Consider the following 25,155-nt stretch of genomic DNA (forward strand, 5'->3'; position numbering starts at 1 on the left):
ATAAAAATGTTAAACATCAAAGTATTAGGTAGCGGATGCGCTAAATGCACTAAAACCGCTGAGATCATTACGGCCATTGCCAACGAGAAGGGCATCGGTATTTCTCTGGTGAAGGAAACCAATCCAGAAGTCATCATGGATTATAAGGTGATGAGTACGCCCGCTGTGGTGATTGATGAGAAGCTAGTGCATTGGGGCTCCATTCCCCATAGAGCCATGATTGAATCCTGGTTAGTGGGGTAACACTTTAATGTCACATCCATTTGATATTTTGCCGCTAGAGAGTGGCGCTAGGTTGATTTTTACCCCTTGCCCTGGGACTAAATCTGTCCCCCTAGCGGATGCAGTTGCCAATCTTAAAGATGCGGGGACTGAGGTCATTATCACTTTAATGCCGTTGGCCGAATTGCAAACATTTGGAGCTGCATTATTGCCCGATATTTGCCGTGAAGCGGGGATCCTTTGGCTGCATTTACCCATAGAAGATGATGCATCGCCCGCAGAGGAATTTGAGTTAGCGTTTGTAAAGCACAGAGCAGAACTGCTGACCTTGATGCAAAACAAAGCGACGATTGCGATTCATTGTCGCGGTGGTTCCGGTCGCACAGGATTAATGGCGGCAATCTTGCTGTTACTGGCGGGAGGCTCCTTGGCAGAAGTGATAACTCAAGTGCAATCCATTCGCCCTAATGCCTTAACCAATGTGCATCAACGCGGCTATATCGAACAGATAACGCTTTAATCTTAAACAAATAATATAAAACACCTAATATAAAACTGAGTGTGAAGGATGCTGGTATGACAATCAAAATCGGGATAAATGGCTTTGGCCGTATGGGACGTTTAGCATTACGCGCCGCTTGGGGCTGGGAAGAGGTTGAGTTTGTGCAGATTAATGATCCCGCAGGGGATGCGGCGACCTTAGCCCATTTGCTGACATTCGACTCTGTGCATGGTCGCTGGCAGTACGAAGCCAATGCCGATGGTGATGACATCATTATCGATGGCAAGCGTATTCGCTGTACTCGCAATAAAACCATCGCCGAAACCGATTGGTCCGCCTGCGATGTAGTGATTGAAGCCTCGGGTAAGATGAAAACCAAAGAAGTGCTACAAGCTTATTTAGATCAAGGCGTTAAACGCGTTGTGGTCACAGCGCCCGTTAAAGAAGAGGGCGTGTTAAACGTTGTCATGGGAGTGAATCATCAACTCTATGACAAAGCCATTCATCCGATTGTGACTGCGGCCTCCTGTACTACTAACTGTTTGGCGCCAATCGTCAAAGTGATCCACGAAAACCTCGGCATAGTGCATGGTTCCATGACGACTATTCACGATATTACCAACACTCAAACTATCTTAGATGCACCGCATAAAGATCTCCGCCGGGCGCGGGCCTGTGGTTTAAGCCTTATCCCTACGACAACAGGCTCAGCGACGGCCATTACCCATATTTTCCCTGAACTCAAAGGTAAGCTCAACGGCCATGCGGTGCGGGTGCCATTAGCGAATGCCTCATTAACCGATTGCGTGTTCGAGGTGAGTCGCAAAACGACCGAAGCTGAGGTCAATCGCCTGTTAAAAGAAGCTGCAGACGGACCGCTAAAAGGCATTTTAGGTTATGAGGAACGTCCATTAGTCTCAGTCGATTATAAAACCGATCCGCGTTCGAGCATTATCGATGCGCTATCGACCATGATAATCAATGGCACTCAGGTCAAACTCTACGCTTGGTATGACAACGAGTGGGGCTATACCAATCGCACCGTCGAACTGGCCCGCATGGTCGGTCTGATGGATAAGGCATAAGCTTTATGGGTAAGCTGACAGGGTTCTTGTCTAACATATCACCCGAGATCCGCCAGTATTTGGTGGTCACAGGCAACTATTGGGCATTCACGCTTACCGATGGCGCATTACGTATGTTAGTGGTGCTCCATTTTCATGGCTTAGGTTATAGCCCGCTGCAAATTGCCATGCTATTCCTCTTCTATGAAATCTTTGGGGTGGTAACGAACTTAGTCGGCGGCTGGCTCGGGGCGCGTTTAGGCTTAAATAAGACCATGAATGTGGGCCTATTTATGCAGATTGTCGCCCTTAGCATGCTGCTTGTGCCTAGCGGTATGCTGACGGTTGCTTGGGTTATGGCGGCGCAGGCCTTGTCGGGTATCGCTAAAGATCTCAATAAGATGAGCGCTAAAAGCAGTATCAAGTTGTTGGTGCCCAATGATGCTCAGGGTGAGCTGTATAAGTGGGTTGCTATGCTCACTGGCTCCAAAAATGCGCTAAAGGGCGCGGGGTTCTTCTTGGGCGGCGCCTTACTGACCCTGGGATTCCAGCAGGCCGTGTTAGGCATGGCGATTTGCCTATTGCTGGTGTGGATTTTTAGTCTGTTAAGTTTGCAGCGCGATTTAGGTAAAGCCAAAAACAAACCTAAGTTCACGGAAATTTTCTCTAAGAGTCCGGCGGTAAACACGCTTTCTGCCGCACGCATGTTTTTGTTTGGTGCGCGGGATGTGTGGTTTGTGGTGGCTTTACCCGTTTATTTGGCCTCAGCCTTTGGTTGGGATCATTGGTATGTCGGCGGTTTTCTCGCACTCTGGGTGATAGGTTATGGCATAGTGCAAGGCTTCGCACCTCGCTTGACGGGGACAAAGTCGGCGGGCAAAAACAAGGTTCCCGATGGACGTAGCGCCTTAGGTTGGGCGGCGATATTGAGCATAGTGCCGGCAGGCATTGCGCTGGCGATAAGTTATGACTTCCATGCCGCGAATATACTGATTTGGGGATTGATGCTGTTTGGCGCCTTATTCGCGATCAACTCTTCATTACACAGCTATCTTATCGTCAGTTATGCGGATGAAGATGGCGTATCGTTAGATGTGGGTTTTTACTACATGGCTAATGCTATGGGGCGTTTGATCGGGACTGTGTTGTCTGGCTGGGTGTATCAAGTGTATGGCATGGCGGCTTGTCTGTGGATATCGGCGGCATTTATTGCGTTAGCGGCGCTTATCTCAATCAAACTGCCTCGGCATAAAGCGATATCAGATGGTGCTTAATACTTACCTAAGCTATCCCTGAGTTGTTGCGGTTGTTTTTATTCAATGCCCACCAAAGTATGGAGGGTATTTTGTTAACTGAAGTTTTTTGATTTTGAGCAAACAACTCTCTCTATTTCAGCCTGTTTTATACACGTCATTATGTCGCTATTCCCAATCGCACAACTATATACATTTCAACTTATGTTGCTCAATTCTAATGACTTGGTTTTAGTTAGAACATCTGAGTCAGAAGCTTGAGGTAATCATTTAAGAAAAAACGGCGAGCATTTAGGCTCGCCGTTTGATATCACAGCCGAATGGCTCGTCTTAGTTAGCTTTAGGCTCAAAGCTAAAGGCTTGACCCGCAAGAGCGGCTTCAAACATTAAGCCGCCTTTTGCTGCGGTAAATACTGCCATACCGTTGATATAAGAGCCGCTCGCCGAGCGATTACCACCCGATTGGCCTGCGCCTGCTGAGTTGCCTGTGGTTCCTGCTTGAGCGCTTGCTCCCATGTTGATGGCAACTGCCGACGCTTGGGCGTCAAACTCGAAACTGCCGCTCGTGAAGGCTTCATAGGCTTTGGCATCTTTAAAGAAGATGATCTCGCTGTAGGCTTGTCCACCTAATTGAAAACCGATGGATAATTGAGTCAGACTCGAATCACCCATATAGGCACCGCCTTGGTAGACTCGGCCCTTGCCATAGGCTGCGCCGATCCCAATTCCGCCTTTACCCACAGTTGGGAATAAAGCATAGCCATAGGCTGTATCGAAAAATTTACTGGTTTCTTTCGCTTTTTGGAAATTGACTACTGCCTGATCGTAGCTTTCATCTGCATGTGCAGTTGGGGCAGCAAATAGGCTCACAATAAGGCATGTTGATGCCGCAATGGCTGTTAAAAATGATTTCATGGTAACGCCTCTTCAAGTCTTTAGTTGTTCCAGACTAGCCTTTATCGACACAAATAACAGCCAAAAGTGACATATGTGTCAGCTTAGGTTCAGTGTTCGACTTAATGGTTGGAGTGATATTGGTGGTGATGATTGGAGTGCAGTTTCGCCAATTAGTTCTTAGGTGGCGAAGAACCTTGGTTTTTTTCTGCATCGTCCTGCTGAACTTGATGCAAAAATTCATACTCCTCTGGGGTGAGAATATTTTCAATGACGAGTGGGCGTTGCTCTAACTCTGGTTCGGCCATGCGGCCTTTTAAGTAGGCAGAGCGGGTGATTTGCTTTAGCCCATACACCGCCAGCATATACATGCTCAGTAGTAAGGTCAGCCTTGGCAATGCGTGGGAAAGTAGCGATAGATTATCACCAAGATAGAAAGGCAAAATCACCACAAATACGCGGATTAACCAATTCAACAACATGGCCAAGGTCAAGCTTATCAACCAACGAAACCGAATGGTGCCGAGCGCCTCTTGGGTTTGAGTGACATCTCTTTGATTGCGCTTATGTCGACGAAACAACATCCACAGCGCGATAAAGTAAAAACAGGTTTGTACAGATAACAGCGCTGGGAGTAGAGCGCCCCATTGGCTGATACTCATTTCTTTAAGCATCAGAGCTATGGGTTGCCACTCGTTGATGGGATGCGCAGTTAATCTTAGGGCAATATCTAAAATGGCGAAAACTAATGTGAATGCAGATGGCCAGTAATGCTTTGAAAACCCTAGCGGTTTATTGGTTGGTGCTAAACTGCGTTTGCAATATAGATAGAGCAAAGGCATGAGCAAAAAATAGATAGGGTTAATCAGATTGAATAGGATATGAATGGGAATTGGACTGTTATCGCGGTTCAACATACCCGTGAGGAAGTATAGAGCAATAAGACTTAAGAAAGCGGCGAGGAGTTTTTGGTTAGCGTCTGGGTGATAAAAATAGCGAATATAAATAGCTAACGCGAGGCAATGTACGCCTCCAAATAATGACAACCACCAGTAAGCTTGAGTGAAAAAACTATGAAACTCGTTCATATGCGATACCTCGAGCCCTGTTATATCAGGGAAATCGGCTCGGTAAAAGTATCGCCGTTAGTTTTTCTGTTGGCTTGCTATGCGCTGATGGCGATTTGAAGCCGCCTCGGGCACAACGCTGGGAACAGGAATGCGTTCTGCGAGTAAGTGCTTGATTGCACGAACGGGATGCGGTAATAACATCCGTGGACCAGAAAAGATCATGATCTCTTTGACGATTTGTTTCTGCGCGGGTTTGTAGCAATGCACTGGGCATTTATTACAAGTGGGTTTGTTTTGTCCGTAGGGGCAGCGATCTAGGCGTGTTGCGGCATAATCCAATAACTCAATGCAATCTGCACATAGGCTCGTCGCGTCTTGGCCTTGGTGTTTCGCCTTGCAATAAATTGTCACCATTGCGGCAATGGTTTGGTGTTCGTACAGGAGTTTGCCCGTAAGCAGTGTGGCTGTGCCCATTGGAATACCTTAGCTTGTCACTCGGATATCCCATCATAGGCAGTGAAATTGGCGCTGACAAAACGAAAGCACCAATTTATGAAGGTGCGCACAAAATGGGGCTTTAAATAATCCAACTATCCCCAATGTCACACCTAAAAATAAACCTTAGATATGCATCACTTTGTCGGCGACCAGTGTCCAGCGAGTTAAATCTTGTAGTGTGCCTATGTGCGCACCTTCGATAATCATTTCCGCAGTGACGCCTCGTGCTTTAGCGCAGGTCTTGCAAAGTAGAATCGGAACTTGCTGTGCCGAGAGAATTTCAAACATCTGCTGCAGGTTGTAGCTTAAGTCAGGTGTGGTTTGATTTTTGAGTGCGCCAAACACGGCATCTGACATGAGAAAAAGTTTAAGATCGACCGCTTGCTCGTCCTGATCCTTCAGGGCTAATGCGATGCGTAAGCTATTAAATAGCTTTTCTGTTCCGTAGGGACTGGCATGGGCCACGATAAGAATACTTTGCATCAGGTTTTCCTTATGTTTGTTATAAGCAGGTGGATGGGGGGATTAGGGAACTCGATTGTGCCAGTCTAGCGCAATTGGCTATAACTATTTGAGCGCAAGATCGTATAAAAAGGCATAAATACTTGATTTGCACCGACACAATGGACTTTAATAGCGGTTAATCTCTGCTCAATTTTTAGCTAGACTCGGTTGCCATGGACACTGTCCTGATGGACGTTGGCAAACCCATTGACACGGCTTCTGATGAGAAGCGGCCATCAAAGGTGAACAAGAATGAAGATCTTAGTCGTATTTATACTGATTGCTGTCGGGGTGTTTTTATTCCTTCGCGCGCAGCGATTAGCGAAAGAAGAACAAGAGGCGATGAAACCCAAGTCGACCTCGGTAAAACCTGTAGTTCCCACCGAAGAGGCACCTATTTTCTCCGCTGCTGAGCCCGAGCGTTTAGAACCTGAGCCAGTTAAAAGGGTTGAGGATACTGGCGTGGCTGAAGTAGAGCCCGTTATCGAAGTTGAAGCCGAATTAATGCCCCGTGAGACCGAAAGCCCTGCGAGCATTTCGGTGGCGCTAGACACAGATATCATCGAAGTCGATATACCTGCAGCCCATAACGAAGAGGCGGTGATCATTTTAGGCACTACGCCTACAGATGAACAAGCTGACGCAGAGCCAGCATCGAACACACGTTCTGAGGTCGGTGCGCCAGGGGCTTGGGCGAATGTGACTTTAGTTCGGGCCTTTGAGGAGTATCAAGGAGCGACGTCAGCCAGTGCTCGCTATACCGCGCTGCAAAATATGATAGCTGAATGCTACAAACAGCGTAAATCGGCGGATTACCTCAACTATGGTGCTCAATTAGCGGAAGAGTATATTGCACTGTTCCAAGCGGCTAGCGCCGAGCAAGGCAAAGATACTGAGCTTAAATCTTCCGGTTTCCTGCATTTAGCCACCTTGCTAAATGATACTCAAGCCTTCGATGCCGCCATTGTCATCTGTCGTAAAGCACTCGAGCTTGGGCTGAGCGATGGCACTGTCACAGGCTTTGAGGGCCGAATCAACCGGATTGAGAAAGCACAGACTAAAGCAACCACGGCTTGATATGTTGTAGGGAGCGCTTAGCGGGTAAACCCTTAGTCGAAAAGCGGTTATTTCCCTCGTCTAAGCAGTGTAGAATCCCTGCTAACTGAATGCGCAAAAGGCGAACTAATGTTCGCTTTTTTTATGGGCTTAATAGGGGAAAAATGAAACTAAGCTATGCCTTACCGAATGTCTTATTCGGGCTTGGATTATTGCTACTCAGTGGCTGTACTAAAACCCCAGAATGGACCCTATTTTATTATACCGATGTGAGTGCCATTCCGGTGACACCTTTGCAGGCCGAAGATATTAATGGTTACTACGATACTCTAGCGCAATGCCAGAGCAAGGCTCATGGTATGCAACGTCTAAGTCGTTCTGGCGTGAGTGGTTTTGGCCTTGGATCTTATCAATGTGGGCACCTATGCGAGTTCGACGATAAGTCGGTGCTGGTTTGCAAGACCATGAGCCAATAGGTGGACAAGATGAAGTTTAAACAGGATTTTTTTACTCAGCTGCCTAAGTTTTACTCGCAAGTATATCCACAAGGGATAACTAAGCCTGAATGGCTGGCATGGAGTAATGACGCCGCCCAATTGATTGGCTTGAGCCAGCCCACCGATGAGCTGTTATTGGGCTTATCTGGCAATGCTGCCGTCGATGGCGCGACCTACTATGCCCAAGTGTATAGCGGCCACCAATTTGGCGGTTACACGCCGCGCTTAGGGGATGGACGTTCGATCATTTTAGGTGAAGCGATTGGTCCAAATGGCGCATGGGATGTCGCCCTTAAAGGTGGCGGTCCGACGCCTTATTCGCGCCGTGGTGATGGCCGCGCTGTGATGCGCTCCGCGGTGCGCGAGTTTTTAGTCTCTGAGGCGCTGCATCATCTGCAGGTGCCGACGACCCGCGCTTTGGCCGTGATTGGCTCTGATTTGCCCGTATGGCGTGAGAGCCAAGAAACCGCAGCCATTACCGTACGTTTAGCCCGCAGCCACATTCGTTTCGGTCATTTCGAGTTTTTCTGCCACAGTGAGCGCGGCCGTGCCGACAAGCTGACTCAATTACTCAACTTCACTATTACTCAGCATTATCCCCATTTGAGTTGTGATGCCGCAGGTTATAAAGCGTGGTTTTTACAGGTAGTGCAAGATACCGCTAAGATGATTGCCCACTGGCAGGCGGTCGGGTTTGCCCATGGCGTGATGAACACAGACAATATGTCGATTCTAGGTGACAGTTTTGACTTCGGTCCCTTTGCGTTCCTCGATACATTCCAAGAAGACTTTATCTGTAATCATTCTGATCCCGAAGGTCGCTATGCCTTTGGTCAGCAGCCGGGAGTCGGTTTGTGGAACTTGCAACGTTTAGCGCAGGCGCTCACACCAGTGATCCCATCCGATGACTTAATTGCCATTCTTAATCAATACCAAGAGGCGCTAGTGCAGCCTTATTTGCGCTTGATGCGGGCAAAACTAGGTCTATCAGCAGTGGATGTTTCGTCGGTGGAGCAAGACAAACAGGATCTTGAACTTATAGGTCGATTTACTGTGCTGATGGAGAAAAATCAACTCGATTACACTCAGACTTGGCGTCAATTAGGCAAGTTAGATCCAACCAGCAAACACAGTGTGCTACGGGATGACTTTATCGATGTCAGTCAGTTTGATGCTTGGTATCAAGCCTATCAACAGCGATTGGGCGTGGTGGCTGATATCCCTGCGTGGCAAACTGAGCGCAATAGTGTGAATCCCAAATATATTTTGCGTAACTATTTAGCCCAAGAGGCGATAATCGCGGTGGAAGAGGGTAATCTTGCGCCGCTGCATTTGCTGCAAAAAATCTTAACTCAGCCCTTTGCCGAACACGCAGAGCATGAAGACTTAGCCAAGCGTCCACCGGACTGGGGCCAAGGTTTGATCATGTCATGTAGTAGTTGATGGGATAACAAGCATGAAATTACCAAGCACGCATTTAAAAGCCATAAGCTTAGATACCATTAGCTTAGATAGAAACGCCTTAAGTTTAGCGGTCAGTGCGGATATCGATTTTGATCGTTTCGCCGACTTTGCCGAACCCTTAGCCGCGGCGCTCGATTGCACTGTGCGCGAGCGTCAGTGGGGCGCCGACAGGCATCAATGGTTATTAGAATTTGAAGGCAGCCAGTTATGGCTCAATTATGAGTTTTACGGCAACATTTGCTGGCTCTCGACCGAACGAGAAGCCGATTTTGAGGTGCTGGAATACTTAGCCACTTTGCTGCAACCTCACCTAAGAGTGAACTGAATATGAGTCAGAATATGACGCCACCAACCACGAGTTCTAGCGGCGCAGAGTTCCATTTTCAAGCCCTAACGCCGGATTTGATCTTAGATGCGATCGAAAGTCTGGGCGTGTACCCAGAAACGGGCTTACTCGCGCTGAACAGTTACGAGAACCGCGTTTATCAGTTCCGTAGCGATGAAGGACTGCGTTATGTGGTGAAGTTCTATCGCCCAGACCGTTGGAGCGATGCGCAGATCCAAGAGGAACATGATTATGCGCTCGCACTCGCGGCAGAAGATATCCCGATTGCCGTACCTGTAATTATCGAAGGCCATACGTTACACAAGTACCAAGGTTATCGATTTACCCTGTTTCCTTCCTTGGGTGGTCGCGCCTTCGAAGTCGATAATTTAGAGCAGCTGGAATTAGTGGGTCGGTTCATCGGTCGTATACATCAGTACGCGGCGCAAACGGTATTTGCTGAACGTGAACCGCTGAATCCGCAGATTTTAGGCGCCGAGCCACTTGCCTGGTTAAAGCAATCTAATCTGGTGCCTAATAGCCTACGCTTGCCGTTCTTTACCGTAGTAGAGCAGGTGCTGGCTAAGGCGAATGCGATTTGGGATCGCCAAGATTTTGCGGCCATTCGCTTACACGGCGATTTACACCCAGGCAATATTTTGTGGACGCCAGACGGTCCCGGATTCGTCGATTTAGACGATGCTCGCATGGGACCGGCGATTCAAGATTTATGGATGATGCTAACCGGGGATAGAGCGCAGCAACTGATGCAGCTTGAGATCTTACTCGAAGCCTATGAAGAATTTTGTGAGTTTGATACAAGACAGTTAGCCTTGATTGAACCGCTGCGGGCGCTGCGTATGGTGCATTACAACGCGTGGATTGGCCGTCGCTGGGACGATCCGGCCTTCCCGATGAACTTCCCGTGGTTTGGGGATGAAAAGTATTGGGAACAGCAGATTTTGGCGTTCAAAGAGCAATTATTTGCCCTTAGCGAACCACCACTGAGCCTAGTGCCATATTAGCATTGAGCAAAATATGAGTTCACAGACGTATCTTGTGACATTAGATTGAACTCTTAAGCTTGAGTTACACTCAAAAAATGGAATATGTTAGTCTCCAGCCAATTTATCAAAATGATTTAAGGAATTTTCATGAAAAAAGTATTACTCATGGCCGCGGCTCTGTTAATGGCGCCACTGGCAGTATCGGCTGTGGAATACCAAGAAGGTGTGCATTACACAGTGATTAACGATGGCCCAGCAACTGCGAAGCCTGAGATTACTGAGTTTTTCTCTTTCTATTGTCCGCATTGTTTTACTTTCTCTAAAACCGTAGTGCCAAAAATTCTCACCGATAAGCCAGAAGGCGTTGCGTTTAACCAAGCACACGTTGATTTTATCGGCAAAGAGATGGGGGTTGAAATGTCACGCGCATTTGCAGTCGCACATCAGTTAAACGTCGATGAGAAAATGGATGCGGTGTTATTCTCTGCTATTCATGAGAAGAAACAGCATTTTACTAATCGAGATGATGTTCGTGCTGTGTTTATTGCTAACGGTGTCGATGGTAAAACCTTCGATGCGGCTGCAGAGTCTTTCATGGTAAAGGCGCAAATGGCAAAGATGAAGCGTGATACTGAAAACGCTAAGCTGACGGGTGTACCTGCTCTGGTTGTTAACGGTAAGTACCGTGTTGAAACAGGGGCAATCAAATCCTACGACGAGCTGTTAGAAATTGCTTTCTACCTAGCAAAAAAATAGTTCGATAGGCGTTACCCGCACTGCTGTCATATGAGCGGATGATAATGCTGTATCGATTGCATGTTAAAGAGAGCCTAAGGGCTCTTTTTTATTGGGGCGGTTGGCAACAACAAGGCAAATAGCGCTTTGATAGGGAGTTTAGCGTACTGAGTTAGGCCTCTGTAGGCTAGTCGTTTGAACTTATTGAATAAAGACGAGGCAAAAAATGGGCAAAAAAAACCGTACTTCTTGTAAAAGAAAGTACGGACTTGAGCCAGAGGACTCATTTTTACCCTGAGTAACGCTAATAATTTAGCAGTGCGTCAAAAAAATGGCAAGCGACATTATTATGGCGTTCTTCTTTTTTGCTCACAGGGTGACATATTCATAGTTTAACTAAATCAAACGATTAAGTATTTTTGGTGATAAAAGATGAAAAATACCACTCTAACGATGAAACTCAAGTGGCAAAGTTTCTGTCAAACAACTGTAATCAATAACAACAAGAATGCTTGTAGGTGGTCATATGAGAGTTTTTCCTGTCTACGCACCTAAGCTTATCGTTAAGCACGCGCGTATTTTTCTCACTGGTGTTATTTGGGTTAAAGATTTAGGACGATTGGAATTTGAGAAGGGACGGTTTTTACTGCCAAGAAAAAGCCTGCCAAAAGTGAAGCAGGCTATTTTAGAATTGAACGAACTGATCGAAGCGCAGCATCATCAAACTAATGCAGTTTAGATTTCGCTGTTTAACAAGCCAACAAGGCCAGTCACTTTTTCGTTCCAAGAAGTGAGTTCTTCTTGTAGTTGCTGGTTTTGCGCATTCAATTGTTGATTGTGCTCACTCAGCGTAGACGCTTTTTGCTTCTCTTCTTCAAGCTCCATTTTTAGAAGCTCGATAGTTTCGAGTGCAGCCTGGATTTTGGTTTCCAGTTTGGACAGTAATTCAAGGCTCATCTGGAGAGTCCTATGGTTTCTGGATGGGACTGTGATTCTAGCAGTGCCTAGAACTTAAGGAATAGCGATTCTTGCCGTTTGGTTAAAAAACACCCTATTACTGGGTTCTAAATTAAGTTTTTTTGCATTTGTTATTAACTCGTTAGTATTCTTGGTTTTATTTTTTATCGGAATGGTCCATGTCGCCTAGTTTGCTCGCCATACTCCCGCTACTGTTGACCTTAACCTTAGCGCTATTTTTACGCCGCACGCTGGTGGCGTTAGGTGTAGGTATTGTCTCTGGTGCCCTATTAATCGCCCAATTTGATCCGCTGCAAACTGGGTTGTATTTGCTTGATATCGGTGTAAAACAATTTTATGCCCAAGGTGCTTGGCAAGCGTGGCATCTCAATGTGCTGTTCGCTATGTTACTGCTCGGTAGCATGACACAATTGTTAGCACGTGGTGGTGCCGTGGGTCAGTTTGGTGATTGGCTGTATAGTCGTATTCGTACTGAACGTCAGGCGCGTCTTGGGGTCGTATTTCTTGGTTGGTTAGTGTTTATCGATGGGATTTTCAGTTGTCTTGCTGTCGGCCATGTGTGTCAGCCGCTCAGCCAGCGTTATGGTATTCGCCATGAGCAGCTCGCCTATTTAGTTGATTCCAATGCTTCGCCTTTATGCGCGCTATTGCCTTTCTCCAGTTGGGGCCCTTATGTGATGGCGCTTATCGCGGGGATCAGCTTTTTACCCGTGTCGCCGCTGGAAGCCTTTATTGAGGTGGCATTATTTAACTTTTACGCCATAGTGACCTTAGGCTTGTCCGTACTCGTCGCTTGGTATGGCGTAGGTTTTCACTCTTTTGTTGCTGTTACTGCTGTGGAATCCTCCAATACGGTCGAGGTTAAGGGAAATCCTTGGCTGCTCGCAATCCCTATGCTGACTCTGCTGTCTGCTTCAGTGGGATTAACTTTGTGGTCTGGGGCTCAGCAGGTTTCTTCTTGGGATGTGTCACTCTGGCTTGCTAAGGCTGATATTGGCGCTTCTATGCGCGATGCTTGTTTGTTGGCAACCTTGGTCACTCTTGCCATGTTAGGCTTGTCTGGGCGACGTTTAACGGCATTAGTGGGGGATTTGAGCCACGGAGTTCGCATGATCGCCTTCGCCATTGCGATTTTACTCTGCACTTGGATGATTGGCGCTGTGATCCAAGATCTTGGCGTCGCTAAATTGTTGGCTGCTTGGGCTAAGGCTTATCTTTCTCCGCACCTGCTGGTAGCGGGAATGTTTTTACTCTGCGCGATAATGGCTTTTGCGACGGGTTCAAGCTGGGGAACATTTGCAATTATGATCCCTATTGGCGCAGAGATTGCCCATAACTTAGATCCTCATTTGTTGTTACCGGTACTGAGCGCTGTGATGGCGGGGTCGGTTTTTGGCGACCACTGCTCGCCCATTTCAGATACCAGTGTGCTCAGTGCGACCAGTTCTGGTTGCGCTCCCCATGACCATGTGGTGACTCAGTTGCCCTTTGCTTTGATCGCGGCATGCGCAGCCTTAGTCGGATTTCAATTAGTCAATTTAGCCGTGGTGACGCCGTTAGTGTGGCTGGCCGTGGTGAGCTGTAGCCTAGGATTATTTGCCTTGATGGCACGTTTTTATTCACCTTTGCCCAGATTCGTGGCGCAGACATAAAGCCTGTTTATCGTTAAAATAGCCGATTCGGTTCTTGCTGAGCCATTTATTTAAGTGCATCTGATTTAAGAGATTATCAATATGAGTATTACCCGTTTAGATGTAGGTACCCGCATGAGCAGTATAGTGATCCACCAAGGTACTGTGTATCTGTGTGGTCAAGTGGCGAAGGACAAGTATCAAGGTATCACCGAGCAAACTGTCACTATGCTTGAGGAGGTCGATACCTTGTTAGCGCAGGCGGGAAGTTCGCGTGAGCATTTACTGTCAGCGACTATTTATCTGAAAGATATGGGTGATTATGATGCGATGAATGCGGTATGGGATGCTTGGGTGCCTAAAGGTCATGCGCCAGCCCGTGCTTGTGTGCAAGCCGCTATTGCCGAGCCAGAATATTTGGTTGAAGTCTCAGTGATTGCGGCGGTTGCGGTTTAAGCGCTAAGCTATTTTTCGTCCCGTTTAGAAGCCTGTTTCGATCCCTATTTCGAATCCTGTCACCGAGTGTCATGACTCGGTGAAGCTTTTCTGCAATACACCTCACTAACTAAACCTGTATTGTTCAGCAGGTCCACTCTCTTCTAACAAAACCCTTTAGCTTTAACCTAATAAGTATTCCATTAAATGTGCAGGGACAAGCGGCGGATGATCCCCATATTGTTCTGAGAGTGCGCTGGCGATAGTCTCAATATCTTGTTGGGCTAGGCCTTGTTCGATAATGGCAAACGCCCAAGGAGCCTCGGTTTTGAGTTTGAGGAAATAAGGCGTTTCGACAAATTGTGCGAGTGAGTAAGCGGAGCCTCCTAAACCATGCCCCCAACCTTCGCTGACCTGAAAGGGTCTATCCAGATGTGCCATATCAAATTCAATGAGATGGGGGTATTGGCCGTTATGCCCACCGATCCAGTGACCGATTTCAACCGATAAAATCATAGTTGCCATGTTATATCCTTTGCTAGGGTTGCTTGGCCGCAATGAGTACTCGGCTAAATTCAGCATTAGGCTCGAGGGATGTGATGGCAGCGATATGGTCGAGTCTAAGGGATTGTTTAGTTTGTTGCAGTTGGATGATAAGCCACTCAGTTTTGTCGGCTCTTGTCTGCGTGGTGATGGCTTTACCTTGGCACTGGGTGCCATCAATAAGCTCAATGTTGAGTTGATAACCACGCAGACAGGCGAGTTCGAGATAGTCGTAGTGGGCGCAGGGGATCATTTTATAATCTGACATTGGATCATCTCATTGGGAGTTCGACCCTATTGTGGCAAAAATACTTGCCATTGGCATTAGGTGTGACCCAATGCGGATTGTTTTATCTAGTATCTAAGGCAGTGTAAAAGACTGAGCCAAGCATGTTAGCGAGTTTTTATTTGCTTAGACCTTTAGATATGCGCGCCCCTCTTGACTTTATTCCTGTCGCTCCCTAGTCTGCTTGTTCAGTAATCAAGGTGGTATGCGATGGAAATAACTTACAATTTAAAACCTGCGTCTGAGCGCCGTACTGAGCAATTCAAGCCCGAGGGGAATGTGGGCTTTGGTAGCCTCAGAACCGATCATATGTTTTTGATGGATTATCATGATGGACAATGGTGCGATCCGCGCATCGTTCCTTATGGACCATTTGAAATGGCACCGGGTGCAATGGCGTTGCATTATGGCCAGTCGATCTTCGAAGGCGCGAAAGCCTTTATGCACGAAGATGGCGAGATTTATACTTTCCGCATTAATAAGAATGCCGAGCGGATGAATCGCTCCGCCGATATCGTCTGTATTCCCAATATCGATGAACAAATGCAGATGGATGCGATCAATGCGTTGATCGATGTCGATCGCCTCTGGTTCCCGATGCAAGAAGGCGCGTGTCTGTATATTCGTCCTTTTATTTTTGCGACCGAAGACCGCCTCTCTGTGAGCCCAAGTTCGCGTTATACCTTCTGTGTCGTGTTAAGCCCAAGTGGCGCTTATTACGCGGCTGGCGTGAACAAAGGTATACGCTTACTGATCAGCAAAACTTTCCATCGTGCAGTATCGGGTGGCACTGGCGCCTCAAAAGCCGCGGGTAACTATGCGGCTTCGTTGCGTGCGGGTAAAGCGGCGGCAGCCTTTGGTGCATCGCAAGTGCTATATCTCGATTCAACCAATCAACAGATTGAAGAAGCGGGCGCGATGAACCATTTCCACATTCTGAAAGATGGCACAGTGATTATTCCAACCTTCACAGATACTATTTTGAAGTCGATCACCTCGCAATCCATTATGGAATTGGGTGAGATGCTCGGTTGTGAAGTGCGCCAAGAGACTGTCATGCTTGATAAATTTATCGCTGATATTGAATCTGGTGAAATTATCGAGGCGGGTGGTTTTGGGACGGCGGCCGTGGTTTCTGCTGTGGGCTCCTACATTTTTGAAGATGGCCATGTTGTCACTGTCGGTAATGGTGAAGTGGGTGAGCATGTTCAGCGCATCTATAAACTGTATACCGAAATCCAAAAGGGCCATATTAAAGGTCCTGAAGGCTGGGTTAAGCGTGTTAAACGTTTAGCAAAGTAAGGAATTTGTGGTGATGTTTAAAGGCTCCTAGGAGCCTTTTTTATTGGCTGTTTTTGTCGATAATGCCTTAAATCAAAGTGGCTGTGGCTTAGATTGATTTTTGAGTAAGGTTAAACAATCTTCGGCATTTAAGGGTTTACTGAGTAAGAAACCTTGTACTTGATCGCAACCCTGCATCGCCAAGAAGTTGAGCTGTTCTTGGGTCTCTACGCCTTCGGCGACGACATTCAGTTCTAAGCTGTGAGCGAGGGCAATAATGGCGCTGGTGATGGCGGCATCGTCGGGATCGTTGGTGATGTCTCTGACAAATTCTCGATCGATTTTGAGTGTGTCTATCGGGAAGCGTTTGAGATAGCTTAGGCTCGAATAACCCGTCCCAAAATCATCCACGGCTATGGTCAATCCTAGGGCCTTGAGTTTAGATAGGATGCTGACCGACTCCTGCGGATTGCCCATGATCATTGATTCAGTAAGCTCAAGCTCAAGGGATTGAGCCGGGAGACCTGATACGGCTAAAGCGACTTCGATGGTGGAGATAATGTCCGCCTTCAGTTGGCGAGCCGATAGGTTGACGGCGATAGTGATCCCGTTAAATCCTAGGCTATTCCATTCGGCTAATTGCTGGCAGGCGTGGTTGATCACCCAATGGCCAATTTGAGTGATGATACCCGTTTCTTCCGCCAGTGGAATAAATTCCACAGGTGAAATAGGACCAAGTTCAGTGTGATACCAACGTAAAAGTGCTTCCAGTCCTGTGAGTGAACCATCTCGTAAACAGAATTTAGGTTGATAAACCAAGCTTAGTTCTTTGCGTTGGATAGCTTCCTTTAAACCACTTTCGAGTTGTACATGACGGGTGGCGATTTCATTTAACTTAGAGGTATAAAACTGAAAGTTATTTCGACCTGATGATTTTGCGTGGTACATGGCGGTATCGGCAAATTTAATCAGTGAGTCGGCATTGTCCGCATCGTTAGGGTATAAGCTGATACCAATTGAGGTCGAGATGGTCAGCGTTTTATCGTCCAATAGGAAGGGCGTTTGGAATGCTCTGAGCACTTTTTCTGAGATCAGGGTTGCGGCTTTTGTTTTCGCAACAACTTCTAAAATAATAGTAAATTCATCGCCACCTAAGCGTGCGACAGTATCGCCATCACGCACTGCATTTTGCAGTCGTCTTGCCACGGCTTTCAGTAACAAATCCCCGACATGATGACCCATAGAGTCGTTGATATGTTTAAAGCGGTCGAGGTCTAAGAACAGCAAGGCAACGATATTATTCGCTCTGTGCGCTTGAGTAATCGCGTGGTTGAGCCTGTCTTGAAATAAAGTTCGGTTCGGTAAGCCAGTTAATGTGTCGAAGCTGGCGAGGAAACGCAGATCTTCTTCGGCTTTTTTCCGCTCTGTGATGTCGGTAAATACTGCAACGAAGTGACTGGTTTCGCCTTTGATATCGATCACTTGGTTGATTTCAAGCCAGACTAAAATGGCCTGACGTTGTTTATTGCGGATCCACAGTTCTCCGACCCAATGTTTGTGACGCAGTAGCTGTTGTTCAATCGTATTGAACAACTCCCGCTGTTGGCGACTAAAGGCTAAGTGAATGAAATGCCTGTCGGTTATTTGGCGTTCTGTGTACCCTGTAATGGCACAAAATGCTGGGTTGACCGAACGAATTCGATAATTTAATCCTCCCACTACAACGGCTTCGTTCATACTGTTGAGCACTTGTGATGACAGTACCAACTCGTTTTCAATCAGTTTGCGTGAGGTAATGTTGCGGTTGGTCCCTGTCATGCGGATCGGATTATCTAGGCTATCTTTTTCCACCACTTTACCGCGGTCTAAAATCCATACCCAATTACCGGGGGAGCGTTCGACTCGGTACTCTGCTTCGAAGAAAGGCGAACGACCTTGAAGGTGTTCGTTAAGCTCAAATTTGAATCTTTCCCTATCCTCTGAGTGCATGCTCTCATGGGCTATATTGCTGCTATTCCAATGGGGGACTGAAGAATCCATATTGGTACGATAGACTCGATTTTCTGGTATGTTCCAGTCCCACATGCCATCGCCAGAGGCCCAAAGTGCAAGTTTGAGTCGCTCCTCTGAGGCGCGGATACTGGTTTCAAATTCGCGCTGTTGCTGACGTTTCCTTTTACGCCAGATAATGATCCAAGCCAACAGCCATAGAGAGAGCAAGCTGTAGAGGGCGTAGGCGAACTGAGTTCGATAGAAGGGCGCTTGTACATGAAGATCGACAGAAAGGGCGTAGTCACCTTGAGTGTTGTATTGCAGCCCATGGCGAACATGCAGTTGGTAGTGACCAGGGTTAATATTGGTGAAGGTGATTTCATTACCTGTGGGGAGCTCATGCCACTCGTTATCAAATCCCTCAAGAAAATAGCTGAAGCGGTTTTTACCCGTATAGCTGAAATCCAATGAGGTCACCTCAAAACTGATCAGCTGATCGCTATAGTCCATTACTATGCTAGGTGGATGGCTCAAATCGAGAATAGTGTGTCCTTTACCCGCAATACTATAGCCAGTGAGTGCGACTTTAACATCGGGTCGTTGATCTGGAATTGACTTTGGATTGAAACGATTTATGCCATTAATGCCACCAAACCAGAGATCGCCATCGCTGTCTTCAAGTTTTACGCCACCGTTAAATTCCAGTGCTTGTAGCCCTTCTTGCTCGTTAAATATGATGACACGATTGGTTTTAGGATTGAGCTTTCCTATCCCCGCATTACTACTAAACCAAATGTTGTGTTCTTGATCCTCGAGTAAGGCATAGATGGTATCACTTGGTAATCCCTGATTGCGGGTATAGTGGCTAAAACCTGCATCAGTCTCTTGGGACGGTAACTTGCTGATCCCACCATGGGTGGCAAACCATACCTCGCCCGATTTTGTGACTAAAATATCGCGGACGCGGTTGTTGATCAGGCTGTTTTTGTCTGAGGATTGATGGAAGTAGGATTTACCTGTGCCTGTTTTCATATCCAGCTTAAGCAGGCCATCGAGTGTACCTATCCATAGCGTATCTTTGTGTGTTCTGAGGATTAAAAACTGGTTTTGTGCCGGATAGAAATTATCAATATGTGCCAATGAGATAAAAGTAAATTCATCGGTATCTATCGCCTTACGGTAGAGGGCATTGGTTGTTGCCACCCAGAGGCGACCTTGCTCATCAATATCTAAACTACGGATATAGTTGGTTTCTGAGCCTTGATCAGTACGTTCTGTCACCTTGAGTAACTGGAAGTGGCCATCTAGCGCCAGTCGACCTAACCCATAGTTAGTGGCAAACCAAAGCACGCCATTTTTGTCTTGGTCTATATCTCGCAGGATAAGATTCAAGTTGCGTTGATGCATCCCTAAGGCGTTAGCAAAGAGCTCCGTGTAGTGTTCATATTTTCCATTGGCCAACATGCGTTTAAGCCCAGCACCTTCAGTGCCTATCCATAGCGCATTATCTTGGCTGCGGAACAAGGTGCGAATGTTGTTACTTTGTTGCGAAAGGTTAGGGGTGGATTCGTAAATATGCTGAAAATACTGACGACGGGTATTAATTTTATCCAGACCAGAATAACTGGCACCTAACCATAAATTGCCAAAGGGATCTTGCAGTAAGCTCAGCATGTTATTTTCACTGATACTGTTGGTACGCTTAGGATCATACCTGTGGTAAGTCGCAGTAAATGCTTTATCGTTTCTCTCGAGTTGAATCAGACCAGCTTCTGGTCCAACAACCCAAAAATTACCCAGTTCAGTTTGGATAAAATCTTTAATGTAAGGCACATTATCGTCTGTCTGCCAGAGGATTTCGCCCTGTTGTGAGGCCAAGTTGTAATGCCATAATTGCCCACCCAGAGCTAAAGTGATCGCATTAGCGGAATGTGCCCTAATTTGATGTGCAGTGAGATTCTGCGGGACATTTAAGCGAGTGATAGTATTGGCACTAACAGCAAAGGTGCCGCTATCTTGTGTTCCTGCCAGCAGATAAGTGTCTTCAACATTGGCTAAGCTGGTGATGTGGGGTTGAACACTATTACCTAAGTTCACTTGGGTAATGCGTTTGGTTTTGGTCGATAGGGAAAATAGTCCTGCTTTAGTACCAATCCAGAGTGTATTGCCTACAACGCTGAGTTTGGTTGTGCGTGGATCGGTAAGCCCTTGTTCTTGGCCAAAGTGTTCAAAGGTCCCTGTGCTCAAATCGAGTCGATTTACCCCTTGGCTGAAAGTCGAAACCCAGATATTACCTTCTGAGTCTTGAATAATGTCAGAGACATAGCTCTCAGAAATACTCCTCGGATCATTGGGTGAATGGGGGAAAATATTGAAGCTGTGACCGTTATAAGCATGCAAACCATCTTGAGTGCCAATCCATAACATACCTGCATTATCCATAAACAGGCTAGTAATCGTATTTTGGGTAAGGCCATCTTCACTGCGAATATGTTCAAATTTGAGCTGTGTAGAAGCCGCGCTCAATGGTTGAGCTAATCCATTGCACGAGATCCCCCACAAACTTAGGATAAAAAGCGTACTTAACATTAGCTTGTGGATTAGTTGACTCAAATTTTCCCCTACCAAAAACGGACCCATCCTGATTAGGTTTCTATTTAGTTTAGTTCTTAGCCTAGACCTTACATGCCATTTTGCTGTAAAAATGCGACTTAAATTGCTGACTTGGTTTAAAAATAACCAAAATCGATGGGCGCGATTCTGTAATAGATCATGCAATATATTAACTGTACCGTTTCACTGCCAATATTCTTTTTATGACGAGTTTGTATGCTGGCGTTTTTGCTAAAGGATCTTAGCATTGTTTCAGGTATGTCAACATATCATGCTAAGACAAATACGGGCGAAGCAGATTAAAATGATGGGTGAGAATAGAAAAAAGACCTTGCCGGAAGGGGGAGAAGCAAGGTCTTTGGTTGAACTGTTTTACTTAGATAAAGTTACGCAGCGGGTACTCGCACAAAACCTTCCATCAGTACGCGGGCGCTGCGGCTCATAATGGCTTTAACGACTGTCCATTCACCGTTGACCATTGACGCCTCAGCGCCAACGCGCAAGGTGCCAGAGGGATGACCGAAACGTACCGCATCTATTTTGTCCTTAGTGTCTCCGCCTGCGGCTAAGTTGACTAAAGTGCCGGGAATTGCCGCAGCCGTGCCAATCGCGACGGCAGCCGTGCCCATCATAGCGTGGTGCAATTTAGCCATAGACAAGGCGCGTACCAGTAGGTCAATTTCATCGGCATTGACGGTTTTACCGCTCGATGACACATAGGCTTTAGGCTTAGCGACAAAGGCGATCTTGGGCGTGTGTTGGCGTGCAACTGCTTCATCAATATGCGAAATCAAGCCCATACGCACGGCGCCATAGGCGCGAATGGTTTCAAATTTGGCAAGGGCGGCATTGTCGCTATTAATATCATCCTGTAGCTCAGTGCCTGTGTAGCCTAAGTCTTCTGCGTTGATAAAAATGGTGGGAATGCCCGCGTTGATCATAGTGGCGTTAAAGCTGCCAATACCCGGCACGTCTAGCACATCGACAAGATTGCCCGTAGGGAACATGCTGCCACCGCCACTGCTGGCATCCTCATCTGCAGCAGGGTTTATAAATTCGATTTGCACTTCGGCGGCAGGAAAGGTCACACCATCGAGCTCAAAATCACCGGTTTCTTGCACTTCACCGTTGGTGATTGGCACATGGGCGATAATGGTTTTGCTTATGTTGGCTTGCCAAATTCGCACGGTACAAATGCCATTGTGTGGAATACGTGCAGCATCAATCAAACCATTGCTGATGGCAAAGGCACCGACGGCTGCGGTCAAGTTGCCACAGTTACCGCTCCAATCGACAAAAGGTTTGTCGATAGACACTTGGCCAAAGAGATAATCGACATCGTGGTCGGCTTGACTGCTTTTTGACAGAATAACCGTCTTGCTGGTGCTGGAGGTGGCGCCACCCATACCATCGATTTGCTTACCGTAAGGGTCGGGACTGCCTATCACTCGCAGTAACAAGGCATCACGGGCAGGGCCAGCAACTTGTGCGGCCTGAGGTAAATCCTGCAGACGGAAAAACACCCCTTTACTGGTACCGCCGCGCATATAAGTCGCGGCGACTTTGATTTGTGGCGGGAAAAAATTCTTACTCATGCTATTAACTCCATAGGGAATAGCGATACAGGTTAGCGTCGGTATCAAAGGCGGCGATTCTAAATGGGTATCGCCGCCTTTTTAGCGCGAGTGTTATTTCAGATTCGATTCTAAAAAGTCCTGCGCGAAGCGCTGCAATACGCCGCCCGCCTCGTAGATAGACACTTCTTCGGCGGTATCGAGACGACACGTCACTGGTACTTCGATGCGCTCACCGTTTTTACGGGTGATAACGACAGTTAAGTCCGCTCTTGGCGCTGGTGTGCCTAGGACATCGAACACTTCTGTGCCGTCTATACCGTAGGTGGCGCGGTTGTCACCAGCTTTAAATTCCAGCGGCAACACGCCCATACCGACTAAGTTAGTGCGATGAATGCGCTCGAAACCTTCGGCAACAATGGCCTCAACGCCCGCTAAACGCACGCCTTTGGCAGCCCAGTCGCGGGACGAACCTTGGCCGTAATCTGCGCCCGCGATGATGATCAGCGGTTGCTTACGTTCCATATAGGTTTCAATCGCTTCCCACATACGAGTCACTTGGCCTTCGGGTTCGATACGCGTCAGTGAACCTTGTTGCACTTTGCCATCAACCAGCGCCATTTCGTTTTTAAGCTTAGGGTTGGCAAAGGTTGCGCGCTGGGCGGTTAAGTGATCGCCGCGATGGGTGGCGTAGGAGTTAAAGTCTTCCTCCGGCAAGCCCATTTTGTGCAGATATTCGCCCGCGGCGCTGTCCATCATAATGGCGTTCGATGGCGATAAATGGTCTGTGGTGATGTTGTCACCCAGTACCGCCAGTGGTCGCATACCCTTGAGTGCGCGTTCACCCGCCAATGCGCCTTCCCAGTAAGGTGGGCGACGAATATAAGTAGATTGCGGACGCCAATCGTACAGCGGGCTGATTTTTTCGCCGTAATCGACGGCTAAATCGAACATGGGCTCGTACACTTTGCGGAACTGCTCAGGTTTAACGCTGGTCGCAATCACGGCATCGATTTCTTCATCCGATGGCCAAATGTCGATAAGTTTGACTGGCTTACCGTCTTTATCTAATCCCAACACATCTTTTTCGATATCGAAACGTATGGTGCCTGCAATCGCGTAGGCGACGACCAATGGCGGCGATGCTAAGAAGGCTTGTTTAGCATAAGGGTGAATACGGCCATCAAAGTTTCGGTTACCCGATAACACTGCGGTAGCGTACAAGTCGCGGTCGATCACTTCTTTTTGAATCACAGGATCCAGCGCGCCACTCATACCGTTACACGTCGTGCAGGCAAAACCAACAATGCCAAAGCCGAGTTGTTCAAGTTCAGGTAATAGCTTGGCTTCTTCCAAATACAACTGCACCGCTTTTGAGCCGGGTGCCAGTGAGGTTTTGACCCAAGGTTTGCGGCTTAGGCCTTTAGCGTTGGCGTTGCGGGCAATGAGACCTGCGGCAATCACGTTGCGCGGGTTACTGGTGTTAGTGCAACTGGTAATCGCCGCAATAATCACAGCACCATCGGGCATTAAGCCGGGCTCGTTTTCGACTACGCCGCTAATTCCGCGCTCAGCCAATTCTGATGTTGGCACCCGTGCATGTGGGTTTGATGGCCCTGCAATGGTGCGCACCACAGAGGATAAATCAAAACGCAGTACGCGCGGATAGTGCACTTCAGTCAAACTGTCGGCCCACAAACCTGCGGTTTTGGCATAGGTTTCAACTAGCTTAACTTGCTCGGCTTCGCGGCCAGTTAAGGTCAAATAATCTAAGGTTTGCTGGTCGATGTAGAACATGGCCGCAGTAGCGCCAAACTCAGGCGTCATGTTCGAAATCGTGGCGCGATCGCCGAGTGTCAGCGCCGCTGCGCCTTCACCGAAGAACTCTAAGTAAGAGGAGACGACTTTTTGTGCGCGTAAAAATTCGGTCAAGGCCAATACGATATCGGTAGCCGTAATGCCAGGCTGTGGCCTGCCCGTGAGCTCGACACCGATAATGTCCGGCAGACGCATATAAGATGCGCGCCCCAGCATCACGCTTTCGGCTTCTAAGCCGCCGACACCAATGGCGATAACGCCCAGAGCATCAACGTGCGGCGTGTGGCTGTCGGTGCCGACTAAGGTATCTGGGAAGGCCACGCCATTGCGTGAATGCACCACAGGCGACATACGCTCTAAGTTAATTTGATGCATGATGCCGTTACCCTGAGGGATAACATCAATGTTTTTAAAGGCTTTTTGCGTCCAATCAATAAAGTGGAATCTGTCTTCGTTGCGTCTGTCTTCGATGGCGCGGTTTTTAGCAAAGGCGTCTTTATCGAAACCGCCAAATTCCACCGCCAGTGAGTGATCGACAATTAATTGAGTTGGCACCACTGGGTTCACTTTAGCGGGATCGCCCCCTTTAGCCGCAATCGCATCACGCAGACCCGCAAGGTCAACTAAGGCGGTTTGCCCCAAAATATCATGGCACACCACGCGGGCAGGAAACCAAGGGAAATCCAGTTCTTGCTTAGATTCGATAATCTGTTTTAGCGAGTCGGTCAAAACGGCCGGATCGCAGCGACGGACTAAGTTTTCAGCTAAAACGCGCGAGGTGTAAGGCAGCTTGGCATACGAGCCAGCTTGAATGGCTTCTACGGCTTCGCGGGTATCGAAGTAATCGAGTTGAGTGCCGGGTAAGGGCTTGCGATATTGGGTATTCATAGCAGTGCTCATAACATCATCCATT

General features: G+C 47.5%; 24 protein-coding genes. 14 read left to right on the forward strand and 10 right to left on the reverse strand.

Annotation, left to right across the window (positions count from 1 at the left end; genetic code table 11):
- The first annotated feature begins 6 nt into the window (after window positions 1-6).
- The 4 genes from L5L94_RS15680 to arsJ are packed head-to-tail and all read left to right on the forward strand — an operon-like array spanning window position 7 to window position 3,062.
- The gene (locus L5L94_RS15680; protein ID WP_220777286.1) at window positions 7-243 is read left to right on the forward strand and encodes a thioredoxin family protein; all 237 of its coding nucleotides are present in this window, start codon (window positions 7-9) and stop codon (window positions 241-243) included.
- A gap of 7 nt (window positions 244-250) precedes the next feature.
- Window positions 251-742 carry a tyrosine-protein phosphatase gene (locus tag L5L94_RS15685; RefSeq protein WP_263163921.1) on the forward strand — a complete coding sequence of 164 codons (492 nt, stop codon included), beginning with the start codon at window positions 251-253 and terminating at the stop codon, window positions 740-742.
- 56 nt (window positions 743-798) lie between these two features.
- On the forward strand, window positions 799-1,809 hold the full coding sequence (locus L5L94_RS15690; RefSeq protein WP_263163924.1) for an ArsJ-associated glyceraldehyde-3-phosphate dehydrogenase: 1,011 nt from the start codon (window positions 799-801) through the stop codon (window positions 1,807-1,809).
- Between the two features lie 5 nt (window positions 1,810-1,814).
- Window positions 1,815-3,062: an organoarsenical effux MFS transporter ArsJ gene (gene arsJ / locus L5L94_RS15695; RefSeq protein WP_263163926.1), complete on the forward strand. Its 1,248-nt coding sequence runs from the start codon at window positions 1,815-1,817 to the stop codon at window positions 3,060-3,062.
- A 309-nt stretch (window positions 3,063-3,371) separates the two neighbouring features.
- Here arsJ and L5L94_RS15700 read toward each other — a convergent pair whose 3' ends face one another.
- The 4 genes from L5L94_RS15700 to L5L94_RS15715 all read right to left on the reverse strand — a co-directional run bounded on the left by L5L94_RS15700 (window position 3,372) and on the right by L5L94_RS15715 (window position 5,986).
- Window positions 3,372-3,956 carry a YSC84-related protein gene (locus tag L5L94_RS15700; protein WP_219251787.1) on the reverse strand — a complete coding sequence of 195 codons (585 nt, stop codon included), beginning with the start codon at window positions 3,954-3,956 and terminating at the stop codon, window positions 3,372-3,374.
- 152 nt (window positions 3,957-4,108) lie between these two features.
- Window positions 4,109-5,023 (reverse strand): hypothetical protein, encoded by a 915-nt coding sequence (locus L5L94_RS15705; protein ID WP_198573245.1) that lies wholly within the window; start codon window positions 5,021-5,023, stop codon window positions 4,109-4,111.
- Window positions 5,024-5,080: 57 nt separating this feature from the next.
- A complete protein-coding gene (locus L5L94_RS15710) occupies window positions 5,081-5,479 on the reverse strand; it encodes a nitrous oxide-stimulated promoter family protein (protein ID WP_071940633.1) in 399 nt (132 codons plus the stop codon).
- 147 nt (window positions 5,480-5,626) lie between these two features.
- Complete coding sequence (locus L5L94_RS15715) at window positions 5,627-5,986, reverse strand: DsrE/DsrF/TusD sulfur relay family protein (protein WP_263163928.1); 360 nt, start codon at window positions 5,984-5,986, stop codon at window positions 5,627-5,629.
- Between the two features lie 273 nt (window positions 5,987-6,259).
- Between L5L94_RS15715 and L5L94_RS15720 the strand changes: the two genes are divergently transcribed.
- From L5L94_RS15720 to L5L94_RS15750, 7 genes are all read left to right on the forward strand, one after another.
- On the forward strand, window positions 6,260-7,084 hold the full coding sequence (locus L5L94_RS15720; RefSeq protein ID WP_263163931.1) for a hypothetical protein: 825 nt from the start codon (window positions 6,260-6,262) through the stop codon (window positions 7,082-7,084).
- Between the two features lie 143 nt (window positions 7,085-7,227).
- On the forward strand, window positions 7,228-7,539 hold the full coding sequence (locus L5L94_RS15725; protein WP_263163934.1) for a hypothetical protein: 312 nt from the start codon (window positions 7,228-7,230) through the stop codon (window positions 7,537-7,539).
- A 9-nt stretch (window positions 7,540-7,548) separates the two neighbouring features.
- Window positions 7,549-9,003: a protein adenylyltransferase SelO gene (locus L5L94_RS15730; protein WP_263163936.1), complete on the forward strand. Its 1,455-nt coding sequence runs from the start codon at window positions 7,549-7,551 to the stop codon at window positions 9,001-9,003.
- Window positions 9,004-9,016: 13 nt separating this feature from the next.
- Window positions 9,017-9,349 (forward strand): DUF3630 family protein, encoded by a 333-nt coding sequence (locus L5L94_RS15735; RefSeq protein WP_263163938.1) that lies wholly within the window; start codon window positions 9,017-9,019, stop codon window positions 9,347-9,349.
- A 2-nt stretch (window positions 9,350-9,351) separates the two neighbouring features.
- The gene (locus L5L94_RS15740; protein ID WP_263147576.1) at window positions 9,352-10,374 is read left to right on the forward strand and encodes a serine/threonine protein kinase; all 1,023 of its coding nucleotides are present in this window, start codon (window positions 9,352-9,354) and stop codon (window positions 10,372-10,374) included.
- A gap of 129 nt (window positions 10,375-10,503) precedes the next feature.
- A complete protein-coding gene (locus L5L94_RS15745; protein ID WP_263163941.1) occupies window positions 10,504-11,112 on the forward strand; it encodes a thiol:disulfide interchange protein DsbA/DsbL in 609 nt (202 codons plus the stop codon).
- A 505-nt stretch (window positions 11,113-11,617) separates the two neighbouring features.
- Entirely contained in the window at window positions 11,618-11,830 is a 213-nt protein-coding gene (locus tag L5L94_RS15750) for a DUF1107 domain-containing protein (protein ID WP_006083486.1), read from the forward strand.
- On the opposite strand, the gene L5L94_RS15755 is transcribed toward L5L94_RS15750, so the two are convergent.
- A complete protein-coding gene (locus L5L94_RS15755) occupies window positions 11,827-12,048 on the reverse strand; it encodes a cell division protein ZapB (protein WP_006083484.1) in 222 nt (73 codons plus the stop codon). The two genes, L5L94_RS15750 and L5L94_RS15755, sit on opposite strands and share 4 nt — an antisense overlap.
- Before the next feature lie 179 nt (window positions 12,049-12,227).
- On the opposite strand from L5L94_RS15755, the gene L5L94_RS15760 reads away from it, so the two are divergent.
- Together L5L94_RS15760 and L5L94_RS15765 are read left to right on the forward strand one after the other, a co-directional pair.
- Complete coding sequence (locus tag L5L94_RS15760) at window positions 12,228-13,721, forward strand: Na+/H+ antiporter NhaC family protein (protein ID WP_263163944.1); 1,494 nt, start codon at window positions 12,228-12,230, stop codon at window positions 13,719-13,721.
- An 81-nt stretch (window positions 13,722-13,802) separates the two neighbouring features.
- A complete protein-coding gene (locus L5L94_RS15765) occupies window positions 13,803-14,156 on the forward strand; it encodes a RidA family protein (RefSeq protein WP_173248029.1) in 354 nt (117 codons plus the stop codon).
- Window positions 14,157-14,318: 162 nt separating this feature from the next.
- Here the strand turns inward: L5L94_RS15765 and L5L94_RS15770 are convergent, their stop codons facing one another.
- Complete coding sequence (locus L5L94_RS15770; RefSeq protein WP_263163947.1) at window positions 14,319-14,660, reverse strand: hypothetical protein; 342 nt, start codon at window positions 14,658-14,660, stop codon at window positions 14,319-14,321.
- A gap of 13 nt (window positions 14,661-14,673) precedes the next feature.
- Complete coding sequence (locus L5L94_RS15775; RefSeq protein WP_263163950.1) at window positions 14,674-14,946, reverse strand: Rho-binding antiterminator; 273 nt, start codon at window positions 14,944-14,946, stop codon at window positions 14,674-14,676.
- A gap of 228 nt (window positions 14,947-15,174) precedes the next feature.
- Between L5L94_RS15775 and L5L94_RS15780 the strand changes: the two genes are divergently transcribed.
- Window positions 15,175-16,266 carry a branched-chain amino acid aminotransferase gene (locus L5L94_RS15780; RefSeq protein ID WP_263163952.1) on the forward strand — a complete coding sequence of 364 codons (1,092 nt, stop codon included), beginning with the start codon at window positions 15,175-15,177 and terminating at the stop codon, window positions 16,264-16,266.
- 72 nt (window positions 16,267-16,338) lie between these two features.
- Here L5L94_RS15780 and L5L94_RS15785 read toward each other — a convergent pair whose 3' ends face one another.
- From L5L94_RS15785 to acnD, 3 genes are all read right to left on the reverse strand, one after another.
- Window positions 16,339-20,865, reverse strand: a complete 4,527-nt coding sequence (locus L5L94_RS15785) for an EAL domain-containing protein (RefSeq protein ID WP_263164000.1) — start codon at window positions 20,863-20,865, stop codon at window positions 16,339-16,341.
- Between the two features lie 371 nt (window positions 20,866-21,236).
- Window positions 21,237-22,445, reverse strand: a complete 1,209-nt coding sequence (gene prpF / locus L5L94_RS15790) for a 2-methylaconitate cis-trans isomerase PrpF (RefSeq protein WP_263163955.1) — start codon at window positions 22,443-22,445, stop codon at window positions 21,237-21,239.
- Between the two features lie 93 nt (window positions 22,446-22,538).
- Window positions 22,539-25,142 carry a Fe/S-dependent 2-methylisocitrate dehydratase AcnD gene (gene acnD, locus L5L94_RS15795; RefSeq protein ID WP_263163957.1) on the reverse strand — a complete coding sequence of 868 codons (2,604 nt, stop codon included), beginning with the start codon at window positions 25,140-25,142 and terminating at the stop codon, window positions 22,539-22,541.
- Window positions 25,143-25,155: the final 13 nt, after the last annotated feature.

Origin of the sequence: Shewanella sp. SM21 (genome assembly GCF_025654335.1) — a bacterium.
In the GTDB taxonomy this organism is placed as follows: domain Bacteria; phylum Pseudomonadota; class Gammaproteobacteria; order Enterobacterales; family Shewanellaceae; genus Shewanella; species Shewanella oncorhynchi.